The organism is Streptomyces sp. NPDC051677 (assembly GCF_044453465.1).
Lineage (GTDB): Bacteria > Actinomycetota > Actinomycetes > Streptomycetales > Streptomycetaceae > Streptomyces.
On sequence record NZ_JBITCT010000001.1, the window covers coordinates 623,332 to 645,025 of the forward strand.

Here is a 21,694-nt window from a genome sequence, read left to right on the forward strand (position 1 = left end):
GTGCTCTCGGGAGGACCCGCCATGACCGCCAGTCTGGAGCAGCTGCGCCGCTGCCACTTCGCCGTCGACCTGGGAGCGGCACGGACGCGGGTGTACGTGAAGGGGGCCGGGCTCGTCGTCGACCAGCCGTCCGCCGCCGCCGTGAACACCCGCACCGGCGCGCTGATCGCGGTCGGCGAGTTCGCCGAGAAGATGACGGGGCGCACGCCGCACTACATCCGCGTCGTGCGGCCGGTCTCCGGCGGCACGGTCGTCGACATCGAGATGGCGCAGCGCATGCTGCGTCACCTCCTCGGCGACAAGATCCGCCGGCAGCTGCGGCGCAAGCCGTTCCTGCGGGCCGCCGCCTGCACCCCGCACGACGCCGACCCGCTCGCCCAGCGCGCCGCGATCGAGACGCTGGTCGGGCTCGGCGCGCGGCGCGTGGAACTCGTCGACACGCTCATCGCCGCCGCCGTCGGCTGCGGGCTCCCCGTCGAACGCCCCGAGGCCACCATGATCATGGTGTGCGGGGCGGCCGCGACCCAGGTCGCCGTGCTCTCGCTCGGCTCGATCGTGACCGCCGAACGCATCCCGGTCGGCGGCGAGGCAGTGGACCACGCGATCGTCCAACACCTGCGCCACGAGCACGAGTTGATGCTGCCCAGCCAGTCCGTACGGCCCCTGCAGCTCGCCCTCTCCGGCAACGGCCTCACCCCGCACGGGCCGTCCTCCACCGAGATCCACGGGCGGGACGTCGCCACGGGCCTCGCGCGTTCCGTGCGGGTCGACACCGCCGCCGTCCGGGACGCCATCGAGACGCCGCTGACCGCCGTGCTCGACGGCATCGGCCGGGTGCTGCGCGAGTGCCCGCCCGACCTGGTGGCCGACCTCGCCGACCGCGGGATCATGATGGTCGGCGGCTCCGCCCTGCTGCCGGGCTTCGACCAGATGCTGCGCCAGGCCACCGGCATGCCGGTGCACATCGCCGAACGGCCCGACATCTGCGCCGCACAGGGTCTGGGCGCGATGCTGGAGGGGAGGATCGAGCCGCTGACGCTGGAGCCGATCGCCACCGCCTGAGCGCAGGCGGCGACAACCGCAGGGGGCGACCACAAGCGGACGACCACAGACGGACGACCACAGGCGGGCAACCACAGGCGGCAGCAAACGTTACGCGCGTGAAACCTTGACGATCACCCGGCCGGGTGCCACGATTCCGGCGCCGCCATGTTTACGCAAACATCAGCCATTGCGGGGCTCCGATGTTTACGCAAACATCAGAGCCGAAAGGGCACGTCCATGCGCCAGTCCCCCGCCAGAGCCTCCCTCTCCCCCCGCCTGCGCGCCACTCTCGTCGCGGTCGCCGTGGCCGCGGTCAGCGGCAGCACCCTCGCCGCCACGCCGGCCTCCGCCACCGCTCGCCCGGCTGCCGACACCACCCAGTTCAAGGGTGTGAACTGGGCCGACCCCCGCGACAACTTCGCCGACGACCTGCTCCAGCTGTCCGGTCTGTCCACGACCGACACCTACCAGCAGACCTACGCCAAGGCGACCCGGATCATCGCGGCGTTCCGCGCGAACCTCGGCGCCAACACGGTCCGGCTGCCGATCAACCCGTACACGGTCAACGGCGCGTACTGGAAGTCCTACCGCGGAGTCATCGACGCGGCCTCCGACCAGGGCTTCAAGGTCATCGTCTCCTACTGGGAGGGCACGGGTGACCGCAAGGACGGCTTCATCGACGACGAGGCCACGTACTGGCCGATGTGGGACACCGTCGTCAAGGCGTACAAGAACGACAGCCGCGTCTACTTCGAGCCGATGAACGAGCCGCACGGCTACACGGACACCGCGTGGGCCGACATCGCGGCGAAGTGGCTGTCGACGTACTCGAAGGTCCCGCGCAACCGGGTGTTCGTCAGCGGCGCCGGCTACAACGACCACGTGACCACGGTCTGCGCCGACCCGCGCCTCAAGGGCACCTACCTCTCCCTGCACCACTACGGGTTCTGGAAGGACTACGCGACCTACGACCAGTGGGTGGCCGACCTGAAGGTGCGCATCGGCGACTGCGCGAACCGGACCGTCGCGGACGAGTTCGGCTCCCCGATGACGACCGGGCTGAACTACAACGTGAAGACCCCGGACAACAACTTCATCAACTACCTCCAGGCCGTCACGGACACCTTCCGCGAGCTGAAGATGGGCTCCGTGTACTGGCCGGGCCTGCGCACCGACGACACGTACTCCCTGCAGAAGCTCACCGGCCCCGCATCCCGCCCCTGGCTGGCCACCACCAACCAGTCCGGCGCGGACCGCCTCGCATGGGGCTGGGGCCGGGGGAAGCCGGTCAAGGGGTGACGTCTCTCGAACGCTGAGGTGTGAGGGCTCACGGCCCACCTGCGCACTGGGCCTGCCGACCTGACGGTCGGCAGGCCCAGCCCGTTCGGCATTCGGCAGGCGCCGGCGAACTCGGCGCTGCGGCCCGGGGATCACGTCGGCAGACGCGGTGCGGGCCGCCCACGACGGGACTCTTGGTGCGGCCGTGGCCCGAAGCGGCCGCCATGGGGATGCCGGTCAGTACGGTGCCCGCGCCAGCACCTGGACGAGGACCGGGGCAGTCACGGCCGCCATGTAGACGAAGAGGCCGGTGATCGACCGAGAGTCACGAGAGGTCCCTCGTCGGCGGCCGCCGATGGCACGGGCAGCGGCAGCGGGGCACGAGCACCACGTTCGTGGAGTGCGGCAGGGGGACGTCCCTGAGCCGGCGGCACCAAGCGTGTACGTCCTCGTAGCCGGGCTTGCGCCCCAGCATGCACTCGGCGGACAGGGCTTCGGGGTCGGTCGTCGCAGTCGCCGCCGTCACGGGTGGTCGCCGCCGATCTTCTCGTGATGGTCGCACAGGGCGTTCAGCACGCGGGCCAGACGGCGGGCGTGACCGATGTCCCCGCCGAGTCTCGTGTCCGGCCCGGCGCGGAGCTTCCCGCGTGCCTCCCCGACGCAGGCCAGTGCGCAGTACCGAGGGACGCTCTCCTTGCCCAGCTTCCCGGCGGCCTGCTCGACCACGGGGATCAGCAGCTCCAGGTGCCCGCGCAGGGTCCGCGTCAGCGTGACCATCTCGTCGGCGGGCAGGGAGAGCGCTTCCGGGGCGGCATCCGGGTTCAGCACGATCTCCACGGTTTCGCGCATCACTGCGAGGTCCACGGGCGGTGCTGTGTGGCCGACCTCGCGAGGCACGACGACCGTGGTGCGCGGCGGCGTGACCGGGCCCTCATGGGTGACGTTGTACACCCTGATCGTCATCTTGGCGTCCCGTGTGTTCTCCACAGGCGGGGCGGTACCGTTCGTCATGTCGACGCTCCTTCTCAGGTTTGGGCGTTGGCCATGCCCCCGGACCGGTCGCTCGGTCGCGGGGGTCCCGTCGCTCTCCTACGGTTCCAAGGACGGGAGTTGGAGTCGCGGGCGTCGCTGTCCAACTTCTCTGGACACGCGACAGCCTTCCGACCAGGGGTAATCCGCGCCTTTGGACTCCTGATTGGGCGGGGAAGGCACCGGTTTCCGGTTGTCGCTCACCCGGATGAGCGACGACACCATTACGGTGAGTCCACAACGCCGTACAAGGAGTTGCCGATGAACGCCCCCGTCAAGCCCGGTTCAAAGGCGGATCGGGACGCCCTCCGACAGGACGTGACTGCCGCTGGTGGCACAGTCGCGGACATCGCCGTCGAGATGCGCAGCCGATACCGGATGCGCCCGCGAGAAGCCTGGCGGCACGCGCATGGGTGGACCCTTCAGGAGGTAGCCGACCACATCACCCGGGCGAGCGACCAGCGCCCCGGGGAGGCCGTGGCCGCCGACGCCTCGCTCGTGGGCAAGTGGGAGAAGTGGCCGGGACCTTCGTCCCGTCGGCCGAGCTTGCCGGTCCTGTTCGCCATGGCCACAGCCTTCGGATGCCGCGTCCCAGATCTCCTCGACCTCGACGACCGGCGATGCCTGCCAGAGGCGGACCTTCGCGTCATCAGCAACCAGCCGACGGTCACGGAACAGACCGCCCTCCTGGTCGCGCCGCAACCCCTTGCTGCGGCACCCGAACCCGCCGCATCCGAGGTCGTACGCCTCGCCGCCGACGAGTCCGCGACCTGGGCGCAATGGGTGGAGGCCTCGAACGTCGGCGACATCGCGCTCGAACAGTTCATGGCCGAGACGCGGACGCTGGCCTCCGACTACCTGACGTCCGATCCAGTCGCTCTCTTCATACGAACCCGGAGACTGCGCGACCGCGTGTTCACGCTGCTCGAAGGCCACCAATACCCGCGCCAGTCGACCGACCTGTACGTTGCCGCCGGTTACCTGTGCGGACTGCTCGCGTGGATGTCCTCCGACTTGGGGCAGCTTCGGGACGCCGACACGCAGGGGCGTACGGCATGGCTCTGCGCAGAACTCGCGGGCCACAACGAATTGCGGGCCTGGGTACTGTCGACTCGCTCCAAAGTGGCGTTCTGGGACGGCCGTCTGCGGGAGGCAGTCAACTTCGCCCGGCGCGGTGGCACGTACCGCACGACCGGCAGCGCGGCGGTGCTCCTCGCTTGCCAGGAGGCCGACGCGTGGTCCGAGTTGGGTGCCGAGCGCGAGGCGCTGGCGGCACTCGGTCGCGCAGGCGATGCACGAGGTTCCGCGACCGGTGAGGACGAAATCGGTGGCATCTTCGCCTGCCAGCCCGCTCGGCAGGAGAACTACGCGGCAGCCGTCCGTATGAGGATCGGCCATGTTGCCGATGCCTTGCGAGCCGCCGACAACGCTCTCGGTCTGTTGGCGGTCCAGCCGGTCCGGGCGTACGGCACCAAGGCTCAGGTCCACATCATCCAGGCTGCGGCGCACCTCGCCACTGGTGAGGCAGAGGGCGCTCTCGAAGCCCTCATGCCCGTGCTCACACTCCCGCCGGACCATCGCCTCGCGCCGGTTACGCGCCGCTTGCAGGAGCTCTCCACGAGCATCGGCCAGCCATACGCTGGCGGGACCGCGGCGATCGGGCTGCGCGCGGCCATCGAAGAGTTCTGCTTGGACTCGGCCCCACGCAACCTTGCGCTCTCGCCAGGAGGGGGCTCTACCTGATTTGATCGCAAGCTATGACGACTCGTCCCGAGACCATGCGGAATCACTGGTGGTGGCGGCCAGGTTGGAGTGTGGGCCGCCGCTTCTACACCTGGCATCTCACCTTCGAGGGCCAGAACGACGTCCACCGGCTCGCCGCCGAGTACCGGGCAGCGCTCGCGCCTCTCGGAGACGTCCTCACCCCCATCCCTGACCGATGGCTGCACCTGACCATGCAGGGCATCGGATTCGTCGGCGAGGCCAAGGAGCAGGACGTCCACGCCATCCTGGATGCGGCCCAGGACAGGCTCGCCGCCGTCCCAGCATTCGATCTCCAGATCGGTCCGGCCGTCCCGGACCCCGAAGCGATCCTGCTGCACGTCCACCCCGACGGCCCCGTTCGTGACGTCCGCAACGCCATCCGCGACGCGATCGGCAACGTTCTCGGCGAGGTACCGGAGAAGGCGGACGGCTTTACCCCACACGTCTCCGTCGCCTACAGCGCAAGTGACGGTCCGGCCCAACCGGTCACGGGCGTCTTCGACCGTCTCGAGGTCCGGCCGGCACACGCCCGCATCACCTCGGCAGAGCTGATCGTCCTGCATCGCGACAACCAGATGTACGAGTGGGAGGCCTTCGCGACCGTTCCACTCGGCTGAGGACTGACCCACAATCGACTGCCACCGGACCTTCCAACTCGGCCGGGAGGCAGTGGGCGTGCCCGCTGCCGAGGTGCTGGTCGACGTCGAGGACGGCGTGGCCGCACCTCCGTGGGTGCGTGCCGGCATGCCTGCCTGGGTCAGCCTTCGGCGATCGCGACGAGTTCGGAGAGACCGTCGATCCGCCAGTCCGCCGCCGCCACGACCTCCGGGTCATCGGCCCACAGGTGACCCCACGGCCCGCGCCGAAGGTGTGCGACGCGCAGCCCCGCCGCCTTCGCCGGGAAGACGTCGTTGGCTGGGTGATCACCCACGTACAGAGTCCGGTCCGCTGGAGCGTTCGCGACCTCCAGCACCCGTTCGAAGAACTCCGGCTGAGGCTTGGCGACTCCCCAGTCCCCGGACGTCACGATCACGTCCGCCGGAAGGTCCAGGCCCCGTAGCAACTCACCGGCGCACGCGGTCTGATTGCCTGCGATGACGACGCGCACTCCAGCGCTGCGGAGTGCCGCGAGGGACGGCCTGACGTCGTCGTAGAGATCGCCTTCGTCGAGATATTCGCCGCGTCCGGCCGCTTCACGTGCACGGTATTCGGCCCTGACGTCGATGCCTGGCCGCGCAAGCCGCAGAGCGTCGGCGTTGTCCCGACCCGCTGCGACGACGGCCCCTACGAGAGCGGAAAGGGTGTGTCGGGGGATGGCCAGCCAGTCGGCCCAGGAGCCCCAGTATCGATCGTCCCGCGTGATCGTCTCGCCGACGTCGAACACCATGGTTTCCATCCTTTGATCTTCGCAGGGAATCCCGGCGTTTACGCCGGGAGGGAATACGATCCCTGGCCCGGAGGCGCGGAGCGCCGGAGTTCTCTGCGCTTCTGTGGTGACGGTCAGTCGGGTCGCTTCTGGTTCTCGATGTAGTCCTTGACGATCTGGATTGGCGCGCCGCCGCAGGAACCGGCGAAGTACGAGGGGGCCCACAGGTGGCCGTGCATGATCGCCCGGTTCGTCGTGCCCGTGTACTCCTGCCGCAGGTAGCGGGAGCTGACGCCCTTCAAGCTGTTGACCAGCTTGGACAGGGCGACCTTCGGCGGGTAGTGCACCAACAGGTGTACGTGGTCGGCCTCGCCGTTGAACTCCCGAAGCTCTGCCTCGAAGCCCGCGCATACGTCGCGCATGACCTCTTCGCAGCGGGTCAGCATGTCGTCGGTGAAGACGCCGCGCCGGTATTTGGTGACGAAGACCAGATGTGCGTGGAGGTTGTAGATGACGTGACGGCCTCGTCGGATATCGGGGTTTGGTTCCCAGCGTGGTGACATAGACCAAGCGTAGTATGATCAAGCGAACTCGACCGGAAGGGGGTGGGCCGGATGATCCGTGCGTACAAGTTCCTCATGCGGCCCACCGTGGGCCAGGCCGCCGCGTTGACCGCGATGCTGGCCGATCACTGCTCGCTCTACAACGGGGCGTTACAGGAACGCCGCGACGCCTACCGGCACGCGTCGAAGACGAGCATCAAGTACGGGATGCAGTCCGCACAGCTCAAGGACGTCCGCGCGTTCGACCCGGAGCGTCAGGGCCGCTGGTCGTTCTCCTCCCAGCAGGCCACCTTGCGGCGTCTCGACAAGGCGCTCGCCGCGTTCTTCCGCCGGATCAAGGCCGGCGAGACGCCCGGCTATCCGCGCTTTCGCGGCGTGAACTGGTTCGACACGGTGGACTTTCCCAAGGACGGGGACGGCTGCCGGTGGGACTCCACCCCGCACGATCCGGTGACCCGCGTCCGCTTCCAGAGCGTCGGACACGTCAAGGTCAACCAGCACCGGCCGGTGATCGGCAGGGTCAAGACCGTCAGCGTCAAACGCGAGGGCCGTAAGTGGTTCGTCGTGCTGACCGCGGAGCAGGAACAGCCCGAGCCGCTGCCGAACACGGGCAGTGTCGTCGGCATCGACATGGGCGTAGCGAACTTCCTCGCCGACTCGAACGGCGAGTTCGTGCCCAACCCGCGCCACGGCCGGAAGGCCGCCGCGAAGCTGGAAGCCGCGCAACAGGCCTTGTCCCGGTTCCCACGCCGCAAGGCCAAGGACCGCACCGCCAACCACCAGCGTGCCGTGGAGAAGGTCGCCAAGCTGCACGGCAAGGTGCGACGCCAGCGCCTCGACCACGCGCACAAGACCACGCTTGGTCTGGTCCGTGAGCATGATTTCATCGCGCACGAAGACCTCAAGATCCGCAACATGAGCAAGGCCCCCGCGCCGAAGCCCGACCCAGACCAACCGGGCAGCTTCCTGCCCAACGGGGCCGCCGCGAAGGCCGGGCTGAATCGCTCGATCAACGATGCCGGATGGGGGGTGTTCCTGACGATCCTGCACGCCAAGGCTGAAAGCGCCGGACGGGAAGTGATCGCCGTGGACCCCCGCAACACCTCCCGGCGGTGCCCCGAATGCGGGCACACCGCCAAGGAGAACCGGCCCACACAGGAGAAGTTCCACTGCGTCTCGTGCGGCCACAACGCGCACGCGGACACGGTGGGCGCCCTGAACGTTCTACGGGCCGGGCTGGTCCGTCGCGACGCCAACCAGGCATAGCGAGAAGCCCCCTCGTTTACGAGGGGGAGGAGTCACCACCTCGGGATCCTACGGTTACTGCGGAATCACTGGTGGCCGGTCACCTCCGTTGGAGGGATGCAGCGGCTGCCGTGTTCCTCCTCGTCCGGGCTCGGTCCGCGTACCACATGGTCAGAGCCACCAGTGCCGCCACCCCGAACGCGTACGCCGGCAGCCACAGGGTTGTCGTCGCTGACAGGCAGTCGGCGACGGCCTCATGGATCCTGGCCTGCTGGGCGTGAGCCAGGGCGGATTTGTCGCGGCCGACCAGGTTCGCCAGCGCGGCCTCGGCCTGGATGCCCTCGTACCTGCCTGTCTCCGGGCACCCGCGTCGCGTGCCCGGCATCGGGAACAGCCACGCCGAGCGCTGCAGCACGGGGGCCAGGGTGATCGCCACGCACAGGCCGACGACCAGGGAGAACGCGGCCGTACTCCGCATGTACACGGATGCCAGGCCGGGCGTCCATGTCGGCGGCCGGTAGTAGGAGAAGATCACCGCGAGAAGCGTCACACCGATGTATGTGGCGAACCACTGCCAGGAGCCCTGCGCGAAGGCGGCCGTCAGCACGGCGGCGAGCGCGATGCCGATGACCCCCGACTGACCGGAAGCGTCAGGGGCCGCGCCGACGGATGGCGGCGGCCGGACTCCTTGAAGGCTGGGGCGGTCGTCCATGGTCATCAGCATCCGGGCATGATGCGCCTCGGCATGACGCCATGCCGGACCCGCCGGGAGGTCCCGCCCGGTTGGCGGGGGAGAACCATCGGGTGGGGTCGCCGTCGATCCGCATACGCCGTTGATCCGACCGGCGCCCACGCCGTAGGTTCCTGAGCATGACGAACCTACGGATCGGTGTGATGTTCGACCGCGACTGGGCGCCGGAAGGGCTCCCCGGGTTCGCGCGGCAGGTCGAGGCGCTCGGCGTGGACGATCTGTGGGTGGTCGAGGACCTCGGGTGGAACGGCGGGGTGTCGGCGGCGGCCGTCGCGTTGGGGGCGACCGAGCGGCTGCGCGTCGGCATCGGGATCGCCCCGGCGCCGTTGCGCAGTCCGGCGTTGCTGGCGATGGAACTGGCCACGCTGGCCCGGGTGTTCCCGGGGCGGCTCGTGGCCGGGATCGGGCACGGCGTGCGCGAGTGGATGGTCTCGGTCGGCGTCGCGCCCCGGTCGCCGCTGGCCCTGCTGGAGGAGACGATCACCTCCGTGCGCGCGCTGCTGCGCGGCGAGCGGGTCGAGGTGGACGGGCGGGAAGTCCGGCTGGACGGCGTCCAGCTGGTGCATCCGCCGGCGCAGGCGCCGCCCGTGGTGGCCGGGGTGGTCCGGCCGCGGTCCCTCGAACTGTCCGGCCGGGTCGCGGACGGCACCCTGATCGCCGAGGGCCACGGCCCGAGCGACCTGGAGAACATCCGCGCGCTGACGGCGAAGGGCGGCGCCGGAACCGACCACACCCTCACGGTGTTCTCCTTCGCGTGCGTGGGCGACGACCCCGACGAGGTCGCCCGGACCCTGCACCCCCACACCGAGGGCCACGGCGCCTGGCTGGGCCGCCCGCAGGAGGAGGTGTTCACCGTCTCCGGGACGCCTGCGCAGGCCGTCGGCGACATCCGCGCCCTGGCGGCGTCCGGCGCGGACACGGTCGTCCTGCGCCTCGTGGGCGCCGAGCCGCTCCGTCAGCTCGAAGCCGTCCTGGGCGCCCTTCGCACCGGGCCGGCCGCGGACTGACGCCGGGGCGCGCGCTCATGCGAAGGTCCGTACGGCGAAGTACACGACGAGTGGGGTGAGCATGACGCGTTTCCTGGTCATCGGCGGCGGTACGGCCGGTACGGCGGCGGCTCTGGCGCTGAGCAAGGCGGGCCGGGAGGTCACCGTGTACGAGGCGCACCCCGACTCCGCCGAGGACATCGGCGCGTTCCTCACCCTGGCGAGCAACGGCCTGCGGGCCGTCGCGCAGCTCGACGCCTCCCCCGCGGTCACCGCGCTCGGGTTCCCGCTGACCTCGATGCACGTGACGGACCACACGGGCGCCGAGCTGGCACACGTCCCGCTCGGCGAGGCCGACGACCCCCGGCTGCGGTACCGGTGCCTGCGGCGCGGCGAGCTCAACGCGGCCCTGCAGGTGGAGGCCGTGCGGCGGGGCATCCCCCTCGTCCACGGCGCCCGGCTCGCCTCCGTCCAGGACGGGCCCGACGGCATCACCGCGCACTTCGCCGACGGCAGCACGGCGTCGGGCGACGTGCTCATCGGCGCCGACGGCCTCAACTCCACCGTCCGCCGCGCCGTCGCCCCCGCCGCACGGCCCCGTTACGCGGGACAGCGCGTCTTCTACGGCTACACCGGCGCCGCGCCGAAGGCCGCCGTCGACCGGGCCGCGTGCATCACGATGGTGCGTGGCAGCACGGCCGCCTTCGGCCACGCGACGTCACCCGACGGCGAGACGTACTGGTTCGCCCGCGTCGGCGCCGACGCTCCCCTGACCGCCGAGGAGACGGCGGGCGCCGCCCCCGACCGGTGGCGCGACCTGCTGGTCCGGCTGCTGCGCGAGGACCCCACCCCCGCCGCGGACATCGTCGCGGCCACCACCGCGCCCGTCCTGGTCACCAACGCCACCGAGATGCCCAACGGCGCCCCGTGGCGCTCCGGGCGGACCCTGCTCATCGGGGACGCGGCCCACGCGGCCTCCCCCGCGACCGGGCAGGGCGCCTCCCTGGCCCTGGAGGACGCGGTGGTCCTCGCCAAGTGCGTGCGCGACGCGCAGGACGTCGACTCCGCGCTCGTGCGCTACGAGGCGCTGCGCCGGCCGCGCGTGGAGCACAACACCACCGTCAGCGGAAACATCTCCCGGGGGGTCCAGGCGCCGTCCCGGGCCGCCGGGGCGACTCCCGCGCCCCGGCGGCCCGGCGACGACGAACTCGTCCGCCAACTGGAGTGGGACTCCCCCGTCCCGGCCGCCCCGACCTCCTGATCACCCGCGCCGGCCGGCCGCCTCGCCGGCGGAACTCCCTTCGGGGCAAAGCCACTTACCGCCGTCCCCCGGTCAAAGGCTCGCTTACGATCCTCGGCGTGTGCGCAAACATCCTGGTCGCCGAAGACGACACGAAGCAGGCAGAACTGGTGCGCCGTTACCTGGAGCACGAGGGACACGCGGTCACGGTCGTCGAGGACGGCCGTGCGGCTCTCGAAGCGGTACGGCACCGGGAACCCGACCTGGTGGTGCTCGATGTGATGATGCCCCGGGCCGACGGTCTCGACGTCGTGCGGATCCTGCGCGCCGAGTCCCGGGAGGTGCCGGTGCTGATGCTGACGGCCCGAAGCACCGAGGACGATCTGCTGCTCGGGCTGGATCTCGGCGCCGACGACTACATGACCAAGCCGTTCAGCCCGCGTGAGCTGGTGGCCCGGATCCGCACGCTGCTGCGCCGCAACAAGCGCTCCTCCGCCCCCGAACCCGTGCCCGCCCCCGTCGAGGAGGACGACGCGCTGTCGGTGGGGACGCTCAGGGTCGATCCGGTGCGCCACGAGGTGTCGGTCGGCGGGACGCCGGTCGTGTGCACGCCCGGGGAGTTCCGCATCCTCGCGGCGATGGCGGCGGAGCCCGACCGGGTCTTCTCCAGACAGCAACTGCTGGCGGAGCTGCACGGCTTCGACAAGTTCATCAGCGGCCGCACCGTCGATGTGCACGTCATGAACCTGCGCAAGAAGATCGAGCGCACCCCGCGGCGGCCGGACCGGCTGCTCACGGTCTTCGGCGTCGGCTACAAGCTGACCGACCCGGCGAAGGGCAAACGCCGTGCTTCGTCGTGACAAGGATGACAAGGGCGGCAAAGGTGGCAAGGGTGGCAAGGGTGGCAAGGGTGGCAAGGGTGGCAAGCAGGACGGTCGGGTGGGGCGGGCGCGGCTGCCGCTTCGCAGGAGCCTGCTCGGGCGGCTGCTGACCGTGTCGGCGCTGGTGGCCTTCTGCTCGGTCGCCGCCACCGCCTGGCTCGCCGTGCAGACGACCACCGTCGCGATCCGCCAGGAACAGGGGCAGAACCTCAGCGCCGACGCGAAGATCTACAACACCCTGCTGGGTTACGCGGCCGGCCATCCCGACTGGGCCGGCGCCGAGGCCACCGTCCGGAAACTGGCCCAGCAGTCCGGCCGCCGCATCGTGCTGACCACCGAGGACCGGCGCCCCCTCCTCGACTCCGCCCACGCCGACGGCGCCTCGTCCTCGTCCGCCTCGTCCTCGTCCGCCTCGTCCACCGCCTCGCTGCCGTCGCAGGCGTCGGCGGTCGTCGACCCGCTGTCGGTCGACACCGTGCTGGTGCCCGACGCCGTTCCGGTCGGCGCGGACCGGGTCGATCCACGGGCCGTGGGGCCGTTCCTGCTGCCCGCGAAGGAGCGGGCGGACCTGCGCAGGGCCACCGCCCGCAGCGTGGGGTGCCTCGCCGAGGCGGGCATCGCCGCGGACGTCGTCCAGAGCCCGAGCGGGCGGCCCCGGGTCCAGTTCGTGAGCGACGCCACCGACCGCTCCGTGGAGCTGAAGTGTCTGGCGATCAGCGGGGCCGCCGAGGCCACCCCGACCGAGGAGAAGGCCCTGCGCGCGCTCGAACTGCTCGCCGGCTCCTGTCTGAAGCGGCAGGGCCGCACGGGCGTGAAACTGAACCTGGGCCTGTCCTGGGAGCGGGGGTACGGGCAGGACGGCACGGACGTCGGCGCGTCGGCGCCCGTCCCCGTGCCCGACACCGGGATCACCGAGGGCGTCACCGAAGGCATGACCGACGAGGAGATGCTCCGACGGAAGGCGGCCGAAGACCGGGAGGCGGCCGCGGCCGCCGGCCGGGACGACGGCAGGAGTGACGACGCGACAGACGGCCCGACGGACAGCCCGAGGAAGGCGCGCGACAGCGGGTACGACCGGGCCGTGGCCGCCTGTGTCGGCAGCGCCCGCCGCGAGCAGCTCACGGCGTATGTCGCCGCGCCCGCGCTGCTGTTCATCGACGGGCCCGGCGCCGTCAGCGTGCCCGGTTTCGACCTCTCCCCGGCCAGCACCGCACGCATCGCCGGTGTCACGGCCCTCGTCCTCGCCCTCACCGTCGGCGCGTCGATGATCGCCGGCGCCCGGCTCGTCCGCCCGCTGCACGCGCTCACGGGCGCCGCCCAGCGGATGCGGGACGGACTGGACTCGGCGCCCGTGCCGGTCGGCGCGGACAACGAGATCGGTCGGCTGGCGGCGGCGTTCAACGACATGGCCGCGCACCGCACCCGGCTGGAGGAACAGCGCAAGGCGATGGTCAGCGACGTCGCCCACGAGCTGCGCACCCCGCTGAGCAACATCCGCGGCTGGCTGGAGGCCGCGCACGACGGGCTGGCCGAGCCGGACCCGGCGTTCGTCTCCTCTCTCCTCGACGAGGCGGTGCAGCTCCAGCACCTCATCAACGATCTGCAGGACCTGGGGGCGGCCGACGCGGGCGCGCTGCGGCTGCACCTGGAGCCGGTGCGCGTGGACGACCTGCTCGGCCAGGTCGCCGCGGCGCACCAGGCCCTGGCCGAGACCGCGGGCGTCACCCTGCGGGTCTCCGCGCCGCCGGACACCCCTGCGCCGTCGTCTCCGCCGTCGGCTCCGCCGCTGATCGAGGGCGATCCGGTGCGGCTGCGGCAGGCCGTCAGCAACCTGCTCTCCAACGCCGTACGCCACACCCCGCCCGGTGGCCGGGTGACGCTGCGCGCGTACGTGAACAAGGCCGGGGACGAGGTGGCCGTGGAGGTGGCCGACACCGGCAGCGGCATCCCGGCGGGCGACCTCCCGCATGTCTTCGACCGCTTCTGGCGGGCGGAGAAGTCCCGCAACCGCAGCACCGGCGGCAGCGGGCTCGGCCTGGCGATCGTCCTCAAGCTCACCGAGGCGCACGGCGGCACGGCGGACGTGGTCAGCACCGAGGGACTGGGCTCGGTCTTCACCCTGAGGCTGCCGGCCCTGCCCGGCCCCGAAGCCGACGGCCCCGCCCGACCCTGAGCCACCCCTGAACCGCCCGAACCACCTCCTGAACCGCCCGAACCACCTCCTGAAACCACCCTGATGCGATGACCATGGTGCTCTGACAGGTTCTTCACAAGTGGTCGCGAGTCTTCGGTCATGCCCGCGGCCACCGAGGCCGGGCCAGAACTGGAGTCCTACATGTCCCGCATGCCCCGCCGTCTCACCCTGCGTCTCGCCGTCCTGACCGCCGTCGCGGCCGGCGCCCTGCTCGCCCCGGCCACCGCGGCGCTCGCCGACGACGTGGTCCCGTCGGCGAGCGCCGTCGCGGGAACCGACGACTCGGACGCGGCGAAGGAGAAGGAGGAACTCGCCAAGAAGGTGGAGGAGGACGCGGCGCAGAAGCGCAAGGAGGCTGCGGTGGCCGAGGCCCGCAAGGGCGAGGAGGCGAAGAGGATGCCGCGTGGCGGCGTCGACGCCGGAGAGGCCGTGACCAAGGACGGCGGCACCGACACCACCGCTGTCGCCGGTTCGGCCGCCGGCGCCCTGCTGCTCGCGGGTGCGGGCGCCTTCGTGGTCCGTCGTCGCGCCGCCGGACGCCGCGAGGGCTGATCCGGCCCGCCGTCCGACCGCACACACCTGTGGCGCCGTCCCTCGTCGGGCGGCGCCATCGCCTGTTGCACCCACCCCTGTTCTGGAGTCCGTCGTGTCCCCTGCACCCCTCCCGGTACGGCGCTTCGGCACGCTGCCGGCCCTCGCCCGCCTCGCCCTCGTCGTGCCCGTGGCCCTCACCGCGCTCACCGGCTGCTCGTCCGCCGACGAGAAGCCCGCCGCGCCGGTCACGTCCGCCGCGTCCGCCCCGTCCGCCGCCGGGGCCCGCGTGCCCGCCGGCGGCGGCACTGCCGTGGCCGGGCGGCCCGCGGCCCCCGCCAAGGTGGCCATCCCCTCGCTCGGGATCACCAGTTCGCTGCTGGAGCTCGGGCTCGCCACGGACGGCGCCGTCGAGGTCCCGCCGGCCGAGAAGGGCATGACCGCCGGCTGGTACACCGGCGGTTCCCTGCCCGGCGAGCCCGGTGCGGCCGTCATCATCGGGCACAACGACACCCGCTTCGGCAAGGCCGTCTTCCACGACCTGCACAAGATCGCCAAGGGTGCGGACATCACCGTCACCGACGTGCGGGGAGAGTCGGCGCACTTCACGGTCACGGGCACCGAGAGCGTCAGCAAGACCTCCTTCCCCACCCAGAAGGTCTACGGCCCCACCCAGGACCGCGCGCTGCGGCTGATCACCTGTGACGGCGACTTCGACGCCCAGGGTCACCCGGTGAACAACCTCATCGTCTACGCGACGCTGACTTGAATTGAGCCGAACCCGGCCGGCCGCCCCGCTCAGCCCAGGCGAAGGCGGGCCGCCAGGGCGGCGAGGGCCTGGGCGGTGCCGGTCGGCGACTGCACGGCAGCCGCCAGGTCTTCAGCTGCCGACGGGGCCGGTGTAGGTGCCGGGATGCGTGGCGCCGTCCTGGAGCAGGACGCTGCCGCCGGGCCAGGCCAGGGTGGTCGAGGTGGTCTCGTTCGGCGGGGTGACGACGACGGAGGTGGCCTTGAACTCGGTGCCGCTGCCCTGGGTCCACGGCAGGAAGGCGATGGTGAACGTCGCGCTGCTGCCGGCGGCCAGGGTGATCTTCTTGGGCGTGGCACTGCTGCGGGTCAGTGACCAGCTTCCCCCGGAGGACTTCAGGTCGACCCCGGGAAAGCCCTGGATGGTGCACGCGGCGGACGTCTTGTTCTTCAGCACCACGGGCAGTTGCTGCTGGTCGTCCGAGCTGCTGACCTTGCCATCGCCGGAGCCGAAGGAGAAGCCCAGCCCGGCGGTGTGGCAGCGGTCCGCGCCGGTGCCGTCACTGCTGGTGCCCGTACCGCCGCCGGTGCTGCTGCCCGCGGCACTGCTGCCACTACCGGTGCTGCTGTCCGCGTCCTTGGTGGCGCCCGCGTTCTCGGCCGTGGCGCTGCCGGCGGCAGTGGCCGAGGACGCGGACGTCGGTGTGGACGGCTGCCCGCCCGAGGTGTCGTTGCCACTGCCGTTTCCGCAGGCGGTGAGCGTCAGGGCGAGCGCTGACGTGGCGGCGAGTGCGGTGGCAGAGTGGAGCAGACGCATCGTGGTGTTTCTCCGTTGCATGAGGTGCGCTGACGAGCGCGGTGTTGATCACCACAGTATGGGTGAAATCTCAACAGGCCTGTAACCGCAGTGTTCTGATGTCACATCAGGTGTCAACGGGTGGCCGCGTACCGGCGGACGAACCTCACCCTGCGGCAGCTCGCCCCCGCTGTTCGGCGCCTTGCAGTTGGACGCGCCATTCCCCGCTCACCTGCGTTGATCAGGCGCCGCTGCTTTCCTGCATGGCGCACGAGGACCGCGTCAGCGATTCCGCCTCGGACGCGCGGCCGGACAACCGCCCGGCCTCCCGGATCTGGTCGGGCGTCATGGAGCCTTTTCCAACCTCAGGTTGGGCGTGGTGAAGGACGAAAACGGGCTTCACAGCTGCTGTGGCGGAGGCGTACTGGCCGCGCGCCTGCGCCCGCGCGGAGACGACGGAGCCGTCCCCGGTGACACGCACCGGGGACGGCCCCTTGCCCACTCGTTCAGGAAGCCCGGATCGCCTGCTCGATCTCCGCGCCGCTACGGGCCACGACGACGGGCCATTCGTCCTTGAGGGAGGCGGGCAGAAGCTCGCGGTCCTCGTCCCGCTGAATCATGGTCAGCCCGCCAGGGACGACGAGCACGGCATCCAGTTGACGTAGCAGGACGGCGAGGAGGTCCATGATCCCGTCCCCTCCGAAGCGGTTGAAGGTGATGCCGGTCGGGCTGTTGAAGTACACGCCCGCTTCCTCCCCCTCCGCCGTACTCACCAGCAGGAAGTCCGTCTCGGGGTCCCGCGCCACCGCATAGGGGTCGAGGACCTCGTGCGCGGCACCCATGTCCAGCGGTGCCAGCTCACCGTTCTCGAACCGGCACACGAAGATGTCAAAACTCATGGAGTCTTTTCTAACCTCAGGTTGAGGTGTGGTGAAGGACGACGACGGCCTTCACGATGTCGGTGATCCGGTTGGTGCTGCAGCGGAGCTTCCGCAGAAGGCGCCAGCCCTTCAGGGTGGCCATGGCCTGTTCGCCGAGACCGCGGATCTTGGCGTGGGTGCTGCCGTGGCGCCGGGCGGCGGTCAGGTCATGGGCCGAGCCGGGCAATGCCGGCGAGGCCCACAGCAGTCGATCACGAAGGCTTTCGCTCGTACGGTTTTCATCGCCTGGGTCAGGGTCGGCGCGGCGGCAGCCAGGACGTCGATCGCCTCACGTATGTATCGGTACACGGTCGCGACGCCGATGCCGAACCCGGCGGCGAGCCGCACCTAGGTGTCCCCGCACCGCAGGTGGGCGAGGGCGAGCAGGGCCTGACGGTCGGCAGGTAGCCGTCGCCACCGGGTCCCGATCTTTCGTTGCCGGGCACGGAGCCGCGGTCAGGTAGCGCAGGGTGCCGCTGGACAGCTCGATCGACGAGGGGTAGGCAAGCACGCGAAGCTCCTGGCGGACACGGATGATCTTGGTGGAGATCCCGTCCACCAGGAGCTTCGTCGTTCCGTACAGCTGGCAACCTCCAGTACCTCACCGCCGCAGCCAGGTTGGAAAAGGCTCACTGATGTGTTCTATGTGCCCTCCCACTCAACCCTGTCTGCTGGCCCAGTCTGCCGCACATCCCGACCAGCAGACAGGGCCATTGGTCACGAAATTCACGGAGATCGCTTACGGGACAACCCTTAATCAGGCACAGCAAACAGGTAAAATGATCCCTAGGTAATTCGCAGACGCACGATTACCCGAGAGCCTCTCTTGCTGTTGCCTAGGATTCGATCGCCTTCAAGCCCTCGTATGCTTCACGCAGGTCGGATGCTTCCGGCAGTTGTCTAACCTCAACCGCGTTGACGACTTCTAGCGCTCGCCAGTGGTTAGAAGGGACTACGCGCCCGCTCAGTATGGCTTTCTGGGCGGAGTGGCAGGCTTCGTCTAGTCGGTCACCTGCGAGGAGCACTAGAGCCAAATCGATGTTCGCGGAGGCCACGCGGCGAGGCCATTTGGTGACATCATTGGATGGACTCAGGCGCGCGATTACCTCGCGCGCGTACGGCTCTGCGGCAGCGTCGCCCAACCATGCGAGAGTTGTCGCGGTGTAGGCGAGCGCCTTTGCCGGATCATATTGATAGTGGTGCTCCGTGGGACGCTCCGGGATGCCTAGATTCGCAGCCATCTTCTGGATTTTTTCGATCGCTGCGTACGTCTCCTTTTCGTGGCCTAGCCTGGCGCGTGCCCGCCCTTCCTGGGCGGTCGCCTGAATTAGGGCAGAAGTTCCCGCAGGCGCGACGCTTTGCGCGGCAAGGGACAGTTCAAGGGCCTGTGCATATTCGCCATCTGTCAATACGCGCCATGCGTCGGTTTCGTAGCACCATGCTTCGATTTCGGGGTGTTCCGCCTGTCGGGCAAGTGTGACCGCCGCTTGCAATCGTGCCGTTGCCGCATGCTCCTGCTTCAAGTCGATATGGAGAGTTGCGCCGAGCAGAGACAGCCAACCCCCGACGACCAGCAGACGCCTATGTTCCGCAAGCGTCTTGCGCGCATCGAGTAGGTGCACGACATATGCAGAGTGCTGCCGCACCCGCTCCAATAGTTCGCGTGGAGGCGCAACCGGATAAGCCGTAGCAAGGTCATCGAAAGCGCGCTCTAGACGTGTAAGCGTCGTCGATCCAACGTCACTTGCTTGAACGCGTCGAGCCAGCTCCCAAGCGGCCATTTCATCGTCGTTGGCCGGTTGTGCGGGCACATTCCAACCGGGTGCCGAAGCAACGGGCAGAATGTCCGCCGTTAGCAATTCGTCCAGCTCTTTAGAGGTGAGCTGCAACAGCTTTGACATTTTCGGCCGTTGATGCGGCTGCGGATCAACCTCGCCTTTTTCCCAACGCTGCACAGTCGTGCGGTCGACTTTCAAGGCATCCGCGAATTGCTCTTGGGTGTAGCCGCTGGCCTTCCGGCGTTGCACGAGGTGCTGCCGCTTCCCTGCCATTCCGGTACTCCGTCCGGGGTGCTGTCTTCCCTGGTCAGGGTACAGCGTGCGGCCAACTTGCCGCCTAAATGCGGCACTTCTGCCGTGGTGCAGCACGCCTGCCGCGCGGCAGCGTGGCCAGACGCAAGGACCCCCGCACCGCTGGAACGGCCGGGGGCATGGACCACCTGAGAGAGCAGGCAGTCATGAACTTGGTATCACGAACCCTCGAACGGGTGAGAGGGGCCTTACGCGGGCGACGCACACCAGGCAGGCACAGCCGACCGGCGGCACCGCAGGCAGCGCCCCAGGCGGCCCCTGCGCGGCTCTCGCCGGACGCCTGGGGTGCGCGACCGGCCGTCGCCCGCAGGGAGCGCAGGGAGCGGCACGCGCCGCGCGCCGACTGGTTCCCGCCCGAACCGTGGGAGCACACAGGCGCTCCCGTCCGGCCCTACGTCGAGCGCCTGGGCGACTCGCCCAGGAAGGCCAGCACAAGCGACCAGGCAGACCCCTGGAGGGATGCCCGGTGATGACAATTTCGGTGTACCGCATCAATCCGGAAACGGGCGTCCGGACACCCGTGCGCGAAAAGCACACGGTAAAGCCGGTACAGATGGCGGAAGTTGGCCAGAAATACCCGCCCTGCGCGTGCACGCGCTGCGAGAGCCGTCCGGAAATACTGCGCACCAAACTGGCTGAAGTAAACAGGCGCAGCCGGGGGGAACTGTGACGCGGTCAACTGTCAGGCCTGACGCTGACCCGTCGACCATGTCCGCAGAATGCGCGCTCGCGCAACGCACGGAATACGAGGATCTGCACAGCAGTTGCCGCCGAACCGAGGACATTCCGCTACCGGGTGAAGCAGGGATCGTTCTAGTGCCACGCTGCACCTGCCACTGCCATCCGTACGCCAAGAGGGCGAAATCCTGAACCGAGTACCACACCCCGACGGCTGCCGCTCCGGGGCGTCGCGATACGCATGGACAGCGCCGAAGCCCCCGTTCCGGCAGGTGAGTTATCGCGTCTGCCGGAACGGGTTGCATGACGGTACGGGGACCGATTCCCCGAAGTGGTTCAGCGAAGGGATAAGCACCATGAGCGAAATCCCCGAATTCGAATTCTTCAGTGCGGCAGCCTGCCGGGACAAGAAAGTTGGCAACTGTCCCCAGGTGGCGGTGAACGTGCCCGGCACGGTGGCATTGCGGGACAGCGAGCGTCCCGACACGATCGTCACCATGACGTCTGAGCAGTGGGTGACGCTCACGGCAGCCGTCAAGGCCGGAGAGTTCGATCTGAGCGCCTGAGAGAGGTCCCGTGAACAAGTGCCCCCGCTGTTCCGCTGAATGCCCGACGGACCCTGAGAACGGGCTGCCGTGGTGTCCACGGTGCGGGGCGCACTTCGGCCTCTCGCAGCCGTCGTGCAGGGGCTTGTGGTGGTGGCGCAACGCTGCCACTCGCGCCCCTGCGCGACCGCGTGAGCACTGAGCACTGAGCACTGAGCACTGAGCACTGAGCACTGAGCAGACTCCCACCCCGGCCCCCGTCCGGGACGGGCCCGGCGCCCCCAACTCGGCTGTCCGCCCAGACGCACCATTCCCCGCCCACCTGCTTGATCAGGCGCCGCAGCTTTCTTGCAAGACTTACGAGGACCGCGTCAGCGATTCCGCCTCGGATGCGCGGCCGGACAACCGCCCGGCCTCCCGGATCTGGTCGGGCGTCATGGACCGGGCCAGTTCGATCGCCTCGTGGACTCCGTCGCCGTTGTTCCGGTCGAGCATGGTGAGGAACCATCTGACGGCCTGCACGGGATCCGCCGCGCATCCGATGCCGTCCCGGTATCTGCCGGCCGCGGCGAACATCGCGGGCGCATGTCCCGACTCGGCAGCCCTGACGTACCAGGCGAGGCTCTCTCCGTCGCTGCCCTTCCTGGCCAGTTGGTCGCCGAGCACGGCGCAGGCCTCCGGGATTCCCAGCTCGGCGGCGACCCGCAGCCAGCGGAAGAACTCCCAGAAGTTCCGCATGCCGCCGACGCCCTGATAGCAATTGACGGAGAGATTGAAAGCGGCGTAACCGTCCCCGGCCTCGGCCGCTTTCCGGAACAGGGCATTGGCCCGCACCGGATCGCGTTCCACACCGACGCCGTTGGTCAGCATGAATCCCCATTCACGCATGGCCTCCACCACACCCGCGTCGGCTGCCTCACCGAAGAGACGGGCGGCCCGGTCCAGGTCGCTCCCTCGGTCAAGGGGAACGGCGGCAAGCAGCGCCTTCGCATCAGCGTCCCCATGGGCGACAGCCGACTCCAGCTCGGGGACGAGGGTCGTGATCC

General features: G+C 69.7%; 21 protein-coding genes and 2 pseudogenes. 13 read left to right on the plus strand and 10 right to left on the minus strand.

Going from position 1 to position 21,694, the window contains the following annotated elements; genetic code table 11:
- The first annotated feature begins 21 nt into the window (after positions 1 to 21).
- Together ACIBAF_RS02715 and ACIBAF_RS02720 are read left to right on the plus strand one after the other, a co-directional pair.
- Positions 22 to 1,062, plus strand: coding sequence for a rod shape-determining protein (locus ACIBAF_RS02715; RefSeq protein ID WP_399461261.1), 1,041 nt, complete (start codon positions 22 to 24; stop codon positions 1,060 to 1,062).
- A gap of 219 nt (positions 1,063 to 1,281) precedes the next feature.
- Entirely contained in the window at positions 1,282 to 2,343 is a 1,062-nt protein-coding gene (locus ACIBAF_RS02720; protein ID WP_399461262.1) for a glycoside hydrolase family 5 protein, read from the plus strand.
- Positions 2,344 to 2,844: 501 nt separating this feature from the next.
- Here the strand turns inward: ACIBAF_RS02720 and ACIBAF_RS02725 are convergent.
- Entirely contained in the window at positions 2,845 to 3,333 is a 489-nt protein-coding gene (locus tag ACIBAF_RS02725) for a DUF6415 family natural product biosynthesis protein (protein ID WP_399461263.1), read from the minus strand.
- Positions 3,334 to 3,612: 279 nt separating this feature from the next.
- Here ACIBAF_RS02725 and ACIBAF_RS02730 point away from each other — a divergent pair, with 279 nt between their 5' ends.
- Together ACIBAF_RS02730 and ACIBAF_RS02735 are read left to right on the plus strand one after the other, a co-directional pair.
- Positions 3,613 to 5,094 (plus strand): helix-turn-helix transcriptional regulator, encoded by a 1,482-nt coding sequence (locus ACIBAF_RS02730; RefSeq protein ID WP_399461264.1) that lies wholly within the window; start codon positions 3,613 to 3,615, stop codon positions 5,092 to 5,094.
- A gap of 14 nt (positions 5,095 to 5,108) precedes the next feature.
- Positions 5,109 to 5,732, plus strand: a complete 624-nt coding sequence (locus ACIBAF_RS02735; protein WP_399461265.1) for a 2'-5' RNA ligase family protein — start codon at positions 5,109 to 5,111, stop codon at positions 5,730 to 5,732.
- Positions 5,733 to 5,872: 140 nt separating this feature from the next.
- On the opposite strand, the gene ACIBAF_RS02740 is transcribed toward ACIBAF_RS02735, so the two are convergent.
- Both ACIBAF_RS02740 and tnpA read right to left on the minus strand, forming a co-directional pair.
- Positions 5,873 to 6,511 (minus strand): HAD family hydrolase, encoded by a 639-nt coding sequence (locus ACIBAF_RS02740; RefSeq protein WP_399461266.1) that lies wholly within the window; start codon positions 6,509 to 6,511, stop codon positions 5,873 to 5,875.
- A 104-nt stretch (positions 6,512 to 6,615) separates the two neighbouring features.
- Complete coding sequence (tnpA, locus tag ACIBAF_RS02745; protein WP_399461267.1) at positions 6,616 to 7,044, minus strand: IS200/IS605 family transposase; 429 nt, start codon at positions 7,042 to 7,044, stop codon at positions 6,616 to 6,618.
- Positions 7,045 to 7,095: 51 nt separating this feature from the next.
- Here tnpA and ACIBAF_RS02750 point away from each other — a divergent pair, with 51 nt between their 5' ends.
- Positions 7,096 to 8,310 carry an RNA-guided endonuclease InsQ/TnpB family protein gene (locus tag ACIBAF_RS02750; protein ID WP_399461268.1) on the plus strand — a complete coding sequence of 405 codons (1,215 nt, stop codon included), beginning with the start codon at positions 7,096 to 7,098 and terminating at the stop codon, positions 8,308 to 8,310.
- Between the two features lie 79 nt (positions 8,311 to 8,389).
- Here the strand turns inward: ACIBAF_RS02750 and ACIBAF_RS02755 are convergent, their stop codons facing one another.
- Positions 8,390 to 9,013, minus strand: coding sequence for a hypothetical protein (locus tag ACIBAF_RS02755; protein WP_399461269.1), 624 nt, complete (start codon positions 9,011 to 9,013; stop codon positions 8,390 to 8,392).
- Positions 9,014 to 9,159: 146 nt separating this feature from the next.
- Between ACIBAF_RS02755 and ACIBAF_RS02760 the strand changes: the two genes are divergently transcribed.
- The 6 genes and pseudogenes from ACIBAF_RS02760 (at position 9,160) to ACIBAF_RS02785 (ending at position 15,641) form a co-directional block, all read left to right on the plus strand.
- A complete protein-coding gene (locus ACIBAF_RS02760) occupies positions 9,160 to 10,047 on the plus strand; it encodes an LLM class flavin-dependent oxidoreductase (RefSeq protein ID WP_399461270.1) in 888 nt (295 codons plus the stop codon).
- A 43-nt stretch (positions 10,048 to 10,090) separates the two neighbouring features.
- Positions 10,091 to 11,287, plus strand: a pseudogene (locus tag ACIBAF_RS02765) (FAD-dependent oxidoreductase); the annotation flags it as partial.
- 98 nt (positions 11,288 to 11,385) lie between these two features.
- The gene (locus ACIBAF_RS02770; protein ID WP_399461271.1) at positions 11,386 to 12,126 is read left to right on the plus strand and encodes a response regulator transcription factor; all 741 of its coding nucleotides are present in this window, start codon (positions 11,386 to 11,388) and stop codon (positions 12,124 to 12,126) included.
- Positions 12,127 to 12,205: 79 nt separating this feature from the next.
- Positions 12,206 to 14,320: a sensor histidine kinase gene (locus ACIBAF_RS02775; protein WP_399461345.1), complete on the plus strand. Its 2,115-nt coding sequence runs from the start codon at positions 12,206 to 12,208 to the stop codon at positions 14,318 to 14,320.
- A gap of 171 nt (positions 14,321 to 14,491) precedes the next feature.
- A complete protein-coding gene (locus tag ACIBAF_RS02780) occupies positions 14,492 to 14,893 on the plus strand; it encodes a sortase-dependent protein (RefSeq protein ID WP_399461346.1) in 402 nt (133 codons plus the stop codon).
- A gap of 94 nt (positions 14,894 to 14,987) precedes the next feature.
- Positions 14,988 to 15,641, plus strand: coding sequence for a class F sortase (locus ACIBAF_RS02785; protein ID WP_399461272.1), 654 nt, complete (start codon positions 14,988 to 14,990; stop codon positions 15,639 to 15,641).
- 111 nt (positions 15,642 to 15,752) lie between these two features.
- On the opposite strand, the gene ACIBAF_RS02790 is transcribed toward ACIBAF_RS02785, so the two are convergent.
- The 5 genes and pseudogenes from ACIBAF_RS02790 to ACIBAF_RS02810 form a co-directional block, all read right to left on the minus strand.
- Positions 15,753 to 16,436 carry a DUF4232 domain-containing protein gene (locus tag ACIBAF_RS02790; protein WP_399461273.1) on the minus strand — a complete coding sequence of 228 codons (684 nt, stop codon included), beginning with the start codon at positions 16,434 to 16,436 and terminating at the stop codon, positions 15,753 to 15,755.
- 220 nt (positions 16,437 to 16,656) lie between these two features.
- Positions 16,657 to 16,896 carry a hypothetical protein gene (locus ACIBAF_RS02795; RefSeq protein WP_399461274.1) on the minus strand — a complete coding sequence of 80 codons (240 nt, stop codon included), beginning with the start codon at positions 16,894 to 16,896 and terminating at the stop codon, positions 16,657 to 16,659.
- Positions 16,897 to 16,921: 25 nt separating this feature from the next.
- The gene (locus ACIBAF_RS02800) at positions 16,922 to 17,314 is read right to left on the minus strand and encodes a hypothetical protein (RefSeq protein WP_399461275.1); all 393 of its coding nucleotides are present in this window, start codon (positions 17,312 to 17,314) and stop codon (positions 16,922 to 16,924) included.
- Positions 17,315 to 17,330: 16 nt separating this feature from the next.
- Positions 17,331 to 17,846: pseudogene (locus ACIBAF_RS02805) on the minus strand (transposase family protein).
- 325 nt (positions 17,847 to 18,171) lie between these two features.
- Entirely contained in the window at positions 18,172 to 19,386 is a 1,215-nt protein-coding gene (locus ACIBAF_RS02810) for a helix-turn-helix transcriptional regulator (protein WP_399461276.1), read from the minus strand.
- 508 nt (positions 19,387 to 19,894) lie between these two features.
- Here ACIBAF_RS02810 and ACIBAF_RS02815 point away from each other — a divergent pair.
- Both ACIBAF_RS02815 and ACIBAF_RS02820 read left to right on the plus strand, forming a co-directional pair.
- Positions 19,895 to 20,095 (plus strand): hypothetical protein, encoded by a 201-nt coding sequence (locus ACIBAF_RS02815; protein ID WP_399461278.1) that lies wholly within the window; start codon positions 19,895 to 19,897, stop codon positions 20,093 to 20,095.
- Positions 20,096 to 20,459: 364 nt separating this feature from the next.
- Positions 20,460 to 20,669 carry a DUF397 domain-containing protein gene (locus ACIBAF_RS02820; protein WP_399461279.1) on the plus strand — a complete coding sequence of 70 codons (210 nt, stop codon included), beginning with the start codon at positions 20,460 to 20,462 and terminating at the stop codon, positions 20,667 to 20,669.
- Positions 20,670 to 21,005: 336 nt separating this feature from the next.
- On the opposite strand, the gene ACIBAF_RS02825 is transcribed toward ACIBAF_RS02820, so the two are convergent.
- On the minus strand, positions 21,006 to 21,536 hold the full coding sequence (locus ACIBAF_RS02825; RefSeq protein ID WP_399461280.1) for a tetratricopeptide repeat protein: 531 nt from the start codon (positions 21,534 to 21,536) through the stop codon (positions 21,006 to 21,008).
- Positions 21,537 to 21,694 lie beyond the last annotated feature (158 nt).

Coding starts and splice junctions, on each gene's coding strand:
- ACIBAF_RS02715 (WP_399461261.1), top strand. CDS start 22: ATGACCGCCAGTCTGGAGCAGCTGCGCCGCTGCCACTTCGCCGTCGAC.
- ACIBAF_RS02720 (WP_399461262.1), top strand. CDS start 1,282: ATGCGCCAGTCCCCCGCCAGAGCCTCCCTCTCCCCCCGCCTGCGCGCC.
- ACIBAF_RS02725 (WP_399461263.1), bottom strand. CDS start 3,333: ATGACGAACGGTACCGCCCCGCCTGTGGAGAACACACGGGACGCCAAG.
- ACIBAF_RS02730 (WP_399461264.1), top strand. CDS start 3,613: ATGAACGCCCCCGTCAAGCCCGGTTCAAAGGCGGATCGGGACGCCCTC.
- ACIBAF_RS02735 (WP_399461265.1), top strand. CDS start 5,109: ATGACGACTCGTCCCGAGACCATGCGGAATCACTGGTGGTGGCGGCCA.
- ACIBAF_RS02740 (WP_399461266.1), bottom strand. CDS start 6,511: ATGGAAACCATGGTGTTCGACGTCGGCGAGACGATCACGCGGGACGAT.
- tnpA (WP_399461267.1), bottom strand. CDS start 7,044: ATGTCACCACGCTGGGAACCAAACCCCGATATCCGACGAGGCCGTCAC.
- ACIBAF_RS02750 (WP_399461268.1), top strand. CDS start 7,096: ATGATCCGTGCGTACAAGTTCCTCATGCGGCCCACCGTGGGCCAGGCC.
- ACIBAF_RS02755 (WP_399461269.1), bottom strand. CDS start 9,013: ATGCTGATGACCATGGACGACCGCCCCAGCCTTCAAGGAGTCCGGCCG.
- ACIBAF_RS02760 (WP_399461270.1), top strand. CDS start 9,160: ATGACGAACCTACGGATCGGTGTGATGTTCGACCGCGACTGGGCGCCG.
- ACIBAF_RS02780 (WP_399461346.1), top strand. CDS start 14,492: ATGCCCCGCCGTCTCACCCTGCGTCTCGCCGTCCTGACCGCCGTCGCG.
- ACIBAF_RS02790 (WP_399461273.1), bottom strand. CDS start 16,436: ATGCGTCTGCTCCACTCTGCCACCGCACTCGCCGCCACGTCAGCGCTC.
- ACIBAF_RS02800 (WP_399461275.1), bottom strand. CDS start 17,314: ATGAGTTTTGACATCTTCGTGTGCCGGTTCGAGAACGGTGAGCTGGCA.
- ACIBAF_RS02810 (WP_399461276.1), bottom strand. CDS start 19,386: ATGGCAGGGAAGCGGCAGCACCTCGTGCAACGCCGGAAGGCCAGCGGC.
- ACIBAF_RS02815 (WP_399461278.1), top strand. CDS start 19,895: ATGACAATTTCGGTGTACCGCATCAATCCGGAAACGGGCGTCCGGACA.
- ACIBAF_RS02820 (WP_399461279.1), top strand. CDS start 20,460: ATGAGCGAAATCCCCGAATTCGAATTCTTCAGTGCGGCAGCCTGCCGG.
- ACIBAF_RS02825 (WP_399461280.1), bottom strand. CDS start 21,536: ATGCGTGAATGGGGATTCATGCTGACCAACGGCGTCGGTGTGGAACGC.